This window comes from Sphingobium anseongense, from assembly GCF_037725245.1.
In the GTDB taxonomy this organism is placed as follows: Bacteria; Pseudomonadota; Alphaproteobacteria; order Sphingomonadales; family Sphingomonadaceae; genus Sphingobium.
Genome location: NZ_JBBJUL010000001.1, coordinates 103,782 through 116,096 on the forward strand (window position 1 = coordinate 103,782; position 12,315 = coordinate 116,096).

Annotated in this window: 10 protein-coding genes; all 10 read right to left on the reverse strand. The window is 62.4% G+C overall.

The features are described from left to right. Positions 1-79: 79 nt before the first annotated feature. Positions 80-1,486, reverse strand: coding sequence for a dihydrolipoyl dehydrogenase (gene lpdA, locus WG908_RS00520; RefSeq protein WP_340184596.1), 1,407 nt, complete (start codon positions 1,484-1,486; stop codon positions 80-82). Between the two features lie 119 nt (positions 1,487-1,605). Continuing rightward, entirely contained in the window at positions 1,606-2,829 is a 1,224-nt protein-coding gene (gene odhB, locus WG908_RS00525) for a 2-oxoglutarate dehydrogenase complex dihydrolipoyllysine-residue succinyltransferase (RefSeq protein WP_340184597.1), read from the reverse strand. Positions 2,830-2,837: 8 nt separating this feature from the next. After that, positions 2,838-5,645 (reverse strand): 2-oxoglutarate dehydrogenase E1 component, encoded by a 2,808-nt coding sequence (locus WG908_RS00530; protein ID WP_340184598.1) that lies wholly within the window; start codon positions 5,643-5,645, stop codon positions 2,838-2,840. A gap of 82 nt (positions 5,646-5,727) precedes the next feature. After that, positions 5,728-6,612, reverse strand: a complete 885-nt coding sequence (gene sucD, locus WG908_RS00535; protein ID WP_340184599.1) for a succinate--CoA ligase subunit alpha — start codon at positions 6,610-6,612, stop codon at positions 5,728-5,730. A 92-nt stretch (positions 6,613-6,704) separates the two neighbouring features. After that, entirely contained in the window at positions 6,705-7,667 is a 963-nt protein-coding gene (gene mdh, locus WG908_RS00540; protein WP_340184600.1) for a malate dehydrogenase, read from the reverse strand. Positions 7,668-7,937: 270 nt separating this feature from the next. Next, complete coding sequence (zapE, locus tag WG908_RS00545) at positions 7,938-9,050, reverse strand: cell division protein ZapE (protein ID WP_340184601.1); 1,113 nt, start codon at positions 9,048-9,050, stop codon at positions 7,938-7,940. Continuing rightward, on the reverse strand, positions 9,047-9,496 hold the full coding sequence (locus WG908_RS00550; RefSeq protein WP_340184602.1) for a PaaI family thioesterase: 450 nt from the start codon (positions 9,494-9,496) through the stop codon (positions 9,047-9,049). The genes zapE and WG908_RS00550 overlap by 4 nt, the downstream gene beginning before the upstream one ends. A gap of 14 nt (positions 9,497-9,510) precedes the next feature. Next, positions 9,511-10,299 carry a succinate dehydrogenase iron-sulfur subunit gene (locus WG908_RS00555; RefSeq protein WP_340184603.1) on the reverse strand — a complete coding sequence of 263 codons (789 nt, stop codon included), beginning with the start codon at positions 10,297-10,299 and terminating at the stop codon, positions 9,511-9,513. 55 nt (positions 10,300-10,354) lie between these two features. Continuing rightward, the gene (locus WG908_RS00560; RefSeq protein ID WP_340184604.1) at positions 10,355-11,386 is read right to left on the reverse strand and encodes a phospholipase D-like domain-containing protein; all 1,032 of its coding nucleotides are present in this window, start codon (positions 11,384-11,386) and stop codon (positions 10,355-10,357) included. Beyond that, positions 11,379-12,308 carry an FkbM family methyltransferase gene (locus WG908_RS00565; protein ID WP_340184605.1) on the reverse strand — a complete coding sequence of 310 codons (930 nt, stop codon included), beginning with the start codon at positions 12,306-12,308 and terminating at the stop codon, positions 11,379-11,381. Before WG908_RS00565 ends, WG908_RS00560 begins: the two co-directional genes overlap by 8 nt. Positions 12,309-12,315 lie beyond the last annotated feature (7 nt).

The window sequence follows — 12,315 nt, forward strand, 5'->3', positions numbered from 1 at the left end:
CTCGCCGGCACCATGATCTGACGACAAATAAAAAGGCCCTGCGAACAGGGCCTTTTCATGTGAAGCAGGATTGGTCCGATCAGATGTGGATCGGCTTGCCCATCACCGCCATGGCGGCTTCCTTGATCGCTTCGCTGTGCGTGGGGTGCGCGTGGCAGGTATAGGCGATATCCTCGCTCGATGCGCCGAATTCCATCGCCTGCGCCGCCTGCGCGATCATCGTGCCGGCCACGGTGGCGATGATCCATACGCCCAGCACCTTGTCCGTTTCAGCGTCGGCGATGATCTTCACGAACCCTTCCGGCTCATGATTGGTCTTGGCGCGGCTGTTGCCGAGCATCGGGAATTTGCCGACCTTTACCGCGCCGCGCTCCTTGGCGGCTTCCTCGGTCAGGCCGACGCCCGCGATCTCAGGCTTGGTATAGACGACGCTGGGAATGACATCATGATTCACGATGCCGGTCAGGCCGGCGATATTCTCCGCGACGGCGATGCCTTCGTCCTCCGCCTTGTGGGCCAGCATCGGGCCGGGGATAACGTCGCCGATCGCCCATATGCCGGAAACCTTGGTCGCGAACTCATGATCGGTTTCGATCTGGCCGCGCGCGTTCAGCGCCAGCCCGATCTTGTCGAGGCCAAGTCCATCGGTGTTCGGCCGGCGGCCAATCGACACAAGCACGACATCGGCCTCGATCGTTTCCGCGTCACCGCCGGCTGCCGGTTCGACCGTCAGGGTCACGCCTTTCTTGCCCGCTTCCGCACCCGTAACCTTGGTTCCGAGCCGATATTCGATGCCTTGCTTCTTGAAGATCTTGTTGGCTTCCTTGCGGACTTCGCCGTCCATGCCGGGCAGGATCTGGTCCAGATATTCAACGACGGTGACCTTGGCGCCCAACCGGCGCCAGACGCTGCCCAGTTCCAGCCCGATGACGCCGCCACCGATGACGACGAGATGACCCGGAACCTTGTTCAGCTCCAGCGCACCGGTCGAATCAACGATCTTGCCGCCGTCATTGTCCACAGCGACGCCGGGCAACGACGTGACCGACGACCCGGTGGCGATGACGATATTCTTCGCCGTCACGCTCTTGCCCGCAACTTCCACCGTATTGGCACCGGTGAAGCTCGCAAGACCCTTGAGCCAATCGACCTTGTTCTTCTTGAACAGATATTCGATGCCACCGGTCAGTCCCGTGACCGCTTCGATCCGCTGCCCCTGCATGGTAGCAAGATCGAGGCTCATCTTGTCGATTTTGACGCCCAACTTGGCGAGCGTACCGTTGGCGGCCTCGTCATACAGTTCGGACGCGTGCAACAGCGCCTTTGACGGGATGCAGCCGACATTGAGACAGGTGCCGCCCAGTGTCGCCCGGCTTTCCGCGCACGCCGTCTTCAGGCCCAGCTGCGCCGCGCGGATCGCCGCGACATAGCCGCCGGGTCCGGCGCCAATCACCAGAACGTCATAGTCGAATTGCTGCTCAGCCATACCAATCTCCGTTCACCCTGAGCCTGTCGACGGGCTGCGCGTTTTCTTTTGTCCTTAGCAGGAAGGACAGGGCTTCGACAGGCTCAGCCCGAACGGAAGTGATGCCGTGGGTTCGACCTTTACAGGTCGATCAACAGCCGGGTCGGGTCCTCGATCGCGTTCTTCACCGCGACCAGGAAGGTCACCGCCTCACGGCCGTCGATCAGGCGATGATCGTAGCTGAGCGCCAGATACATCATCGGCCGGACCACGACTTGCCCGTCACGTACGACCGGACGGTCTTCGATCCGGTGCAGGCCGAGCACCGCCGACTGGGGCGGGTTGATGATCGGGGTCGACATCAGCGAACCGAACACGCCGCCGTTGGAGATGGTGAAGGTGCCGCCCTTCATATCTTCCATCGTCATGGAGCCGTCCTTCGCCTTCTTGCCGAAGGCGCCGATGGTCTTTTCGATCTCGGCGACGCTCAGCGACTCGGCATTGCGAATGACAGGGACGACCAGGCCGTTGGGCGCGGACACGGCAACGGAAATGTCGGCGAAATCGTTATAGACGATCTCGTCGCCGTCGATCTGCGCGTTGACGCCCGGTATGTCCTTGAGCGCCATCGTCACCGCTTTGGTGAAGAAGCCCATGAAGCCCAGGCGTACGCCGTGCTTCTTTTCGAACAGATCCTTATATTTGTTGCGCGCCTCGATGACGGCGGTCATGTCGACATCGTTAAAGGTGGTGAGCAGCGCGGCGGTGTTCTGCGCTTCCTTGAGACGCTTGGCCACCGTCTGGCGCAGGCGCGTCATCTTGACCCGCTCCTGCGCGCGGCTGGGACCCGATGGCGAAGCGGCGGGCGCGGCCGCGGCGGGCGCGACATCGCCAGATGCCTTGGCATTGCCGGCGGCGACCGCAGCCGTCACATCATCCTTGGTCAGCCTGCCATCCTTGCCGGTGCCCTTGATCTTGCTGGGATCGAGGCCATGTTCCAGAACCATGCGACGCACGGCAGGCGACAGGGTCAGGTTGCCGCCATCCTCGTCATCCGCCGGGGCAGGCGCGGACGCCGCCGGCGCGGGTGCGGCGGCTTCGGCCTTTGCAGCGGGAGCAGCAGCAGCCCCTTCGTTGACCGTCGCCAGCAACGCGCCGACATTTACGGTGTCGCCTTCCTTGGCGATGATGTCACCCAGCGTTCCCGCGACCGGCGAAGGCACGTCGACCGCCACCTTGTCGGTTTCCAGGGAAACGATCGGCTCATCGGCCTTGACCGCATCGCCCGGCTTCTTGAGCCACTGGCCAACGGTCGCTTCGGTGACGGATTCGCCCAGCGTGGGGACTTTGACTTGCGTAGCCATGAGCTTGTTCAGCCTTTCTTCTGGCGGCGGATTTCTTCGCGGACGCTATGGCCCAGCGCATCGGCGACGAGCGCGCCCTGTTCGGCGACATGGCGCTTGGCAAGCCCGGTGGCGGGCGACGCGGATGCCTTGCGGCCCGCGTAGCGCGCGCGCATGGGCGCCTTGCCCGCATCGGTCAGCGCTTCTTCGATATAGGGTTCGACATGGAACCAGCCGCCATTGTTGCGCGGCTCCTCCTGGCACCAGATCACCTCTTCCAGGTTCGTCATCCGCTTGATGCGAATGGCGAGCGCTTCGGTCGGGAAAGGATAAAGCTGTTCGATCCGAACGATCTGGGTATTCTTGTCTCCGGCCGCGTCGCGCGCTTCGATCAGATCGTAGGCGACCTTGCCCGAACAGAGCACCAGCCGCCTGGTATCCGCATCGGGCGCCGGATTGGTGTCCGACAGGATGCGCATGAAATGCGTATCGCCCTGGAAATCGGTCGCCTTGCTCACCGCCAGCTTGTGCCGCAGCAGCGACTTGGGCGTCATGATGATGAGCGGCTTGCGGAAAGAGCGCAGCATCTGCCGACGCAGGACGTGAAAATAATTGGCCGGCGTGGTGATGTTCGCAACCTGGATATTGCCCTCGGCGCACAGCTGGAGAAAGCGTTCCAGACGGGCCGAACTATGTTCCGGCCCCTGCCCTTCATAGCCGTGCGGCAGCAGGCAGACGAGCCCGTTGGCGCGCAGCCACTTGCTTTCGGAAGACGCGATATACTGGTCGAAGATGATCTGCGCACCGTTGGCGAAATCGCCGAACTGCGCTTCCCAAAGCACCAGGCTCTTGGGATCAGCCAGCGCATAGCCATATTCGAAGCCCAGCACGCCATATTCGGACAGCGGACTGTCGAGCACCTCGAACCGACCGTGACGGACCGTGGAAAGCGGGATATATTTGTTTTCGGTGTCCTGATCGACCCAGACCGAATGGCGCTGGCTGAACGTGCCACGGCCTGAATCCTGGCCCGACAGGCGCACGCCATAGCCCTCTGTCAGCAGCGAGCCAAAGGCCAGCGCTTCGCCGGTAGCCCAGTCGAAATTCTCGCCTGACCTGAACATTTCGGCCTTGGCTTCGAGAATCCGTTTCAGCGTCTTGTGGACATTATGTCCTTCAGGCACCGTCGTCAGGGTCTTGCCCAGACTGTCGAACAGCTTGGGCGAAATCGCCGTATCGACATTCTGGCGCGTGGTTTCGGCATCGGCGGGTTTGTGCAGGCCCGACCAGCGACCGGCGAACCAGTCCGCCTTGTTCGCCTTGTAGGATTTGGCGGCCTCGAATTCCTCTTCCAGATGGTTGACGAATTCGTTGGTGACGCTGTCGACAAAGTCCTGCGTAACCACGCCCTCTTCCATCAGGCGGGTCGCATAGACCTGGCTGACGGCGGGATGCTGGCGGATTTTCGCATACATCAGCGGCTGCGTGAAACTGGGTTCGTCACCTTCATTATGGCCAAAGCGGCGATAGCACCACATGTCGATCACGACGTCGCGATGGAAGGTCTGGCGATACTCGGTCGCAAGCTTGCAGGCGAAGGTCACCGCCTCGGGATCATCGCCGTTGACGTGCAGGATCGGCGCCTGGACGCCCTTTGCAACGTCGCTCGGATAGGGCGACGATCGGGCGAATTGCGGGCTGGTGGTAAAGCCCACCTGATTGTTGACGATGAAGTGGATGCAGCCGCCGGTATTGTAGCCGCGAATGCCGGAAAAGCCGAGGCATTCCCAGACGATCCCCTGCCCCGCGAACGCGGCGTCGCCATGGATCAGCACCGGCAGCACCTGTTCATGCCTGGCCAGATCGTCACGGAACACCTGCTGCGCGCGAACCTTGCCCAGAACGACCGGATCGACCGTTTCCAGATGCGAAGGGTTGGGCACCAGCGACATATGGACCTTCACGCCGTCGAACTCGCGGTCGGTCGACGTGCCGAGATGATATTTGACATCGCCCGATCCGCCCACATCCTCGGGGTTGGCTGTGCCGCCCGAAAATTCGTGGAAGATCACGCGAAAGCCCTTGGCCATCACATTGGCAAGGACGTTGAGCCGGCCGCGATGGGCCATGCCATAGACGATCTCGCGCACACCCGAAGCGCCACCATGTTTGATGACGGCTTCGAGCGCGGGAATCATGGATTCGCCGCCATCGAGGCCGAACCTTTTGGTGCCGACATATTTGCGGCCGAGGAATTTTTCATATTGCTCGCCCTGGATGACCTTGGCCAGGATCGCCCTCTTGCCCTCGGGCGTGAAGATGATTTCCTTGTCCTTGCCTTCCATCCGCTCCTGGAGGAAACGGCGTTCCTCGACATCGGCGATGTGCATATATTCAAGGCCGACATTGCCGCAGTAATTGGCGCGCAGAATAGCGACGATATCGCTGACCGTCGCATAGTCGAGGCCCAGCGTACCGCCCAGATAGACCTTTTTGGAAAGGTCGGTCAGCCCATGATATTCGGGCGTGAGATCGGCGGGCAGGTCACGCTGGGTGAGGCCCAACGGATCGAGATTGGCGGCCAGATGTCCGCGCACGCGATAGGTGCGGATCAGCATCTGGGCGCGGATCGCATCTTCCGCTGCCTGCGCGATATCGGCGTCCGACGCGACCTTGCCGGCAGCCTTGGCCGCAGCCTTCACCGCCACCTGCATCTGCGTCGGATCGAGCGCTCCGGTCAGGTCGTCGGTATCGAGCGGCGGCCAGTTGGACTTTGCCCAGCTCGGTCCCCGATCGGATTCTTGCTCCAACGGAAAATCCTGATGTTCGTAACCCATATCGTCTCGTCCCATCCGTGCCGCGTGCATAGGGCGGTTCGGCAAAGGGTGGCCGGGGTGCAGCCCGGCCACCAGTGGGCTATCAGCCCTTCAGCACTTCCAGCAGGGTGGTGCCAAGTTCGGACGGGCTGGCAGCAACCTTGATGCCGGCTGCTTCCATCGCCGCGATCTTGCTTTCCGCATCGCCCTTGCCGCCCGACACGATCGCGCCGGCATGGCCCATGCGGCGCCCCGGAGGCGCCGTGCGACCCGCGATGAAGCCGGCCATCGGCTTCTTGCGGCCCTTCTTGGCCTCGTCGATCAGGAACTGCGCGGCCTGCTCCTCGGCGTCGCCGCCGATTTCGCCGATCATGATGATCGACTTGGTCGCCTCGTCGGCCAGGAACAGTTCCAGCACGTCGATGAAATTGGTGCCGTTGACCGGATCGCCGCCGATGCCGACGGCCGTGGTCTGGCCAAGGCCGGCGTTCGAGGTCTGGAACACCGCTTCATAGGTCAGCGTGCCCGAGCGCGAGACAACGCCGACGCTGCCAGCCTTGAAGATGCTGCCGGGCATGATGCCGATCTTGCATTCATTGGGGGTCAGGACGCCGGGGCAGTTCGGGCCGATCAGGCGCGACTTGCTGCCCGAAAGCGAACGCTTCACCTTGACCATGTCCAGCACCGGAATACCTTCGGTGATGCAGACGATCAGCTCGATCTCGGCGTCGATCGCTTCGAGGATCGAATCAGCCGCGAATGGCGGCGGCACGTAGATGACCGACGCGGTGGCGCCGGTCGCGTGCTTGGCTTCGGCCACGGTATCGAAATTGGGCAGGCCGATATGGGTCGATCCGCCCTTGCCGGGCGTCACGCCACCGACCATCTGCGTGCCATAAGCGAGCGCCTGCTCGGTATGGAAGGTGCCGGTGGCGCCGGTCATTCCCTGGGTAATGACCTTGGTGTTCTTGTTGACGAGAATGCTCATAAACGGCCTCTGTCCTTTATATTTCGCCCCGGCGATGGCCGGGGCACGGATCGGTCGATGGGATTGATCCCCGGCCAGGGCCGGGAACGGGATCAAGCAAGCGTAGGATCGATCGCCTTGCAGGCTTCAAGCAGTTCCTTGACCGCGTCGACCGACACCTGGAGGTTAGCCTTGGCCTCGTCGTTCAACTCGATCTCGATGACCTGCTCGACGCCATTCTTGCCGATGATCACAGGCACGCCGACATAAAGGTTGTCGACGCCATATTGGCCGGTCAGATTGGCGGCGCAGGGCAGCAGGCGCTTCTTGTCGCCCAGATAGGATTCGGCCATCGCGATGGCGCTGGTCGCGGGCGCGTAGAAAGCAGAGCCCGTCTTGAGCAGCGCGACGATCTCGCCGCCGCCCGAGCGGGTACGCGCGACGATCGCATCGATGCGCTCCTTGGTCGAACGGCCCTGCTTAATCAGGTCGGGAACCGGGATGCCCGCGACGGTCGAATATTCGATCACCGGGACCATCGTGTCGCCATGGCCACCCAGCACGAAGCTGGTGACGTCCTTGGCCGAAACTTTGAATTCTTCGGCCAGGAAATGATTGAAGCGCGACGAGTCGAGCACGCCGGCCATGCCGACGACCTTGTTGTGCGGCAGGCCGGAAAATTCGCGCAGCGCCCACACCATCGCGTCGAGCGGATTGGTGATGCAGATGACGAAAGCGTCGGGCGCATTGGCGGCGATGCCTTCGCCCACGGCCTTCATGACCTTCAGGTTGATGCCCAGCAGGTCATCGCGGCTCATGCCCGGCTTGCGCGCAACACCGGCGGTGACGATGATCACGTCCGCGCCAGCGATATCGGCATAGTCGTTCGATCCGGTGATCTTGGCATCGAACCCTTCGACCGAGGCGCATTGCGACAGGTCGAGCGCCTTGCCCTGGGGCACGCCGTCCACGACGTCGAAGAGGACGATGTCGCCCAGCCCCTTGAGCGCCGCGAGGTGCGCCAGCGTACCGCCGATATTGCCAGCGCCGATGAGCGCGATCTTCTTACGGGCCATGTACAGTCATCCTCCAAGTCGTGGATTTTGGAATTGCCGACCGCTTAGGCCGATATCGTTGACGTTTCAACCAACAAACCGCGAAGATGAAAATTATCTTTGCAACTAATTCGCAATTGCATTATGGCTGTTTCCGACGCCGCTGCCGCCCCGGACTCCTACCCTGGTCCGGGAATTACCCGCAGCGGCCACCTGCCGGACGCCTTCCCTTTGCGGAGGCGTCCGGGTTGTTTTCTCTTGGGAAAGTACAGGCAGACGGGCCGGCAACGGCTATTTGGGACCGTGGCCCAGTTCCAGATAGGCGTCCGACTGCATTTCCATCAGCCGCGAAACGGTGCGCTCGAATTCGAACGCGCCATCGCCTTCGGGGTAGAGCCGCGCAGGGCCGGCGTCGGCGGAGACCAGCAATTTCACCCGATATTCGTAAAGGGCGTCGATCAGCGTGACGAAGCGCGCCGCCTCGTTACGATTTTCGGGGCCAAGGACGGGAATGCCCACCAGGATCACGGTGTGGAATTTGCGCGCGATCGCCAGATAGTCAGGCGCGCCCCGCGCTTGCGCGCACAGCCGCTTGAACGAGAAAACCGCGACACCCTTCAGGCTTTTGGGCACGTGCAGCGTGCGCCCCCCCTGCAGGGGGATATCTTCCGAGGGCACATGGGCGCGATCGCCGGGCGGATAATCGGTCAGGCGGAAAAAGGCAGTGCTGAGCGCGGAGGTCGCTTCCTCGCCATTGGGCGCGTGCCACAAGGCTGCGTCGCCCAGTCGGTCCCTGCGATAATCTGTCGGCCCGTTGAGCGTCATGACATCGAGCCGCTCCTTGATCAGGTCGATGAAAGGCAAGAACAGCTGGCGGTTGAGGCCATCCTTGTAAAGATCGTCGGGGGCGCGGTTGGACGTGGTGACGATGGTCACGCGCGCCGCCAGCAACCCGGTGAACAGGCGCGACATGATGGCGGCGTCGGCCATGTTGTTGACGACCATCTCGTCGAAGCAGAGCAACCGTGCCTCGTCGGCCAGCGCAGCGACGACCGGCGGGATGGGATCGCCGCTTTCCGATTTGCGGGCCTCCGCCAGCCGGGCATGGACGTCGAGCATGAATTCATGGAAATGGGCGCGCTTCTTGCGCTGGATCTTCACCATGTCGAAGAACAGGTCCATCAGCATCGACTTGCCCCGGCCGACGCCTCCCCACATATAAATTCCGCGCGGCGCTTCGGGCGGTTTGCGCAGCATCTTCCACAGCGTCGATCCACGCGGCGGCGCGGCCTCCAGTTCCCGTTGCAAGCCGTCCAGGCGCCTTGCGCCCGCTTCCTGGTCGGGATCGGCCCTTAGCTCGCCCGCCGTGACCAGCGCGCGATACCGATCGATCACATGGCTCATCGCGGCGGGGGCACCTTGCGCAGGGTCGCAGTCGATGCGCCAACCGGCCCGCTGCTCTGCGACATGGTCATCCGCATGAACAACAGCCGACCGGTTTCGGCCAGCAATTCGACGTCGGCGCGCAATGGCTCGTCATATTTGCCGGCGGCCAGATATTGCATCGAAAGATCGACGGTGACCGCGCTCGCCTGATCCTGACGGCCCATGGCCACCAGGCCGGAAAAATAGGCATGATCGGCAAAGGCGGCAAGGAAGCCGCCGTGCAGCGCGCCCCCACGATTGCGATGATCGGGCCGGGGGTCCAGTTCCACCAGCGCCCGTCCATCGCCGATCGACCGGCTGAATATCGGCCCCAGCAGCGACAGAAACGTATCGGGCACGGGTTCGACCCATCGGGACCATCCGGCGCGCGGCCCTTCGGTCACGCGCCGAGCAATTCCCATCATGTCGTCCACGAACGTCAGAGCTGCCGTTCGACCATCATCTTCTTGGTTTCGGCGATCGCCTTGGCGGGCGACAGGCCCTTGGGGCACACATTGGCGCAATTCATGATCGTGTGACAGCGATAGAGGCGGAACGGATCTTCCAGCTCGTCGAGTCGCTCGCCAGTATATTCGTCACGGCTGTCCGCCAGCCAACGATAGGCCTGCAACAAGATTGCGGGGCCAAGAAATTTGTCGCTGTTCCACCAATAGGACGGACAGCTGGTCGAGCAACAGGCGCACAGGATGCATTCGTACAGGCCGTCCAGCTTTTCGCGATCGGCGGGAGACTGCAAGCGCTCCTTGCCCGAAGGCGGCGGCGACACGGTCTTCAGCCACGGCTGGATCGAATTATACTGCGCGTAGAAATGGGTGAAGTCGGGGACCAGATCCTTGATCACGTCCATGTGGGGCAACGGCGTGATCCGTACTTCCTTGCCCGCGCAATCCTCGATCGCGGTGGTGCAGGCGAGACCGTTCTTGCCGTTCATGTTCATCGAGCAGGAACCGCAAATACCCTCGCGACACGAGCGGCGGAATGTCAGGCTCGGGTCCTGCTCGTTCTTCATCTTGATCAGTGCGTCGAGCACCATCGGCCCGCAGGTATCAAGATCGATCTCGAACGTGTCGTAGCGCGGATTCTCGCCGGAGTCGGGATCGTAGCGATAGACTTTGAACGCCTGGACGTTGGTGGCACCGGCCGGGGCCTTGTGCGTAACGCCCTTCTTGCTGATGACGCTGTTCTTGGGCAACGCAAATTCGGCCATGTCCATTGTAATCCCGTGATTCCAGTCAGTGCTCCCTCAACTATATGGGAACCGCTTAGTCAAGCGCCGACCCTTCATCCCTTATCCGCCCGAAATAATCCGAAAGCGCCTGGTGGAGAGCGGGATCGCGGCTGGCCAGCAGAATTTCATGGTTCAGATAGCGTGATCGCGGGTTATAATTGAAGCTGCCGAAATAGGCGGTTTTGCCCCTAGCCTCGTCGATCAGCAGAAATTTTGCGTGCAAAGGAAGTCGTTCGGGATGCACGTAGCGGGCGATCTCTATCCCCGCGCCAGCCAGAGCGGCGACGGTCGCGCCGGGCACGCGCCGTTCGGTATCGTGCACCAAAATGCGCACATCGACACCGCGCCGCGCCGCAGCGATGAGACCGTCCACCAGGAAGCCTTTTTTCAGATGCGATATGGCGCCTTCGATCCGGGCGCCCTGGGAGACGGTCGCCAGATGGCGGTCGATGATCGCGGGACGAAGCCTCGGGTAGAACCAGGCGCTCGTTCGGCCGGACGACACAAGCCGGTTCTGGTCGGCACGCAGGCGCAGCAGCGGGCGATCCAGACCCTCGACATGCTGGCGCAACGCATTCACCATTGCCGGATCGAACAGTTCGACCAGCAGATTATGCCCCCTGTCCTGGTCCCCGATCTCGGCGATGACGGCGCTGTCTTCGGGGACGTCGCCCGATGGATTGAACGATCCCACCAGTACCGAGGGGGCAGGATGCGAAAAATAATAGATTTTGCTGTGCAGATGGGGGTGCACACCGGACAGCGTTTCAAGACGCGGGGCGTGGATGTGCAGACCCGATCCCAGCTCCCGCAGCATTTTGATCACATGCATGTTGACGGACACGCGGCGGGGGCGGCCCTCGATATGGAGGATAACGCGCACCCCGCGTCGGTGGGCATCCAGCAGCGCCTGTGCCAGATCGCGATCCCGGAAATAATAAGTCGCCCAGACAATCTCGCCGCCGGCAGGCACGGCGTCAATCTTCTGCCGCAGCAGGTTGCGCAGATGTCGGGGCGGACCGTGGGGACCGCCCAGATGCAAGCGCAGGCCATCCGCCTCAGACATGGCGGGACAAATAGTCCAAAAGATGATGCAAAATGCCTTCGCGAAGCGGTCCGCGCCCCAGCGAATGCAATGCGGCGGCGATCCGCGTGGCACGCGCCGGTTCAATCGCGGCGCGCGTGGCGTCGAACAGGTGGGCCGCCATATCGGCTTTGCCATAGACCAGCAGGCACAGGATCGCTTTCAGCGCGGTCGCTTCTGCCGCCTCGGGCGATTCCGATGCGATTCGGGCAAGCAACCGCTCCTCCCCCATCAGGAAGATCGCGTCGCCATAGGCCAATTGCCCGGCGCGCTGCCCGCCGCCCATGCTGCGATTGCCTATCCCTGCGCTGTTGATCTGGCGATAGCGCTTGAGGCGCGACAGGTCGAGCAGCTCAAATCCCTGCGCGGCCATGAAGGCAACGATGTCCCATGCCAGCGCCTGCCCCGCATAACGCTGGAAAAAGGAAACCTCGACCTCCGCCAGTATGACCGATCCAGACAAGGTCGCGGTCGCACCGCGAAGGATTTCGATCTCGCTGCCCTGCGTATCGACCTTCAGCGCATCGACCGTCCACCCGTCCCTCGTCGCGACCGCGTCCAGCGCATCGACCGGAATGTCGATGGTGGACTGGACGTGGGTATGCGCGCCCTTTTTGCGATAGCGCGCCAGCCGCGCCGCATTGGGCATCAGCGTGGAGGACATATTGGGCAAAGCGGTGATGTTCAGCGTCGCACGACCCGCTCGCTCGCCGAGCGCGATCGGGTAGACGCTGTCGGCGCCCTTGCGTTCGATATCGCCGCCCTCGCGCGGTTCGAACAACAGAGCGGAAACCACCGGGCGCAGCGGTGTCCAGCGCCGGTGAATACCACCAGCCGAACCGACATCGGCCAAAGTCAGCCGGAAATCGTCCGGCAGAGCACGCATCAAAGCGGTAAAATTCATCTGATAT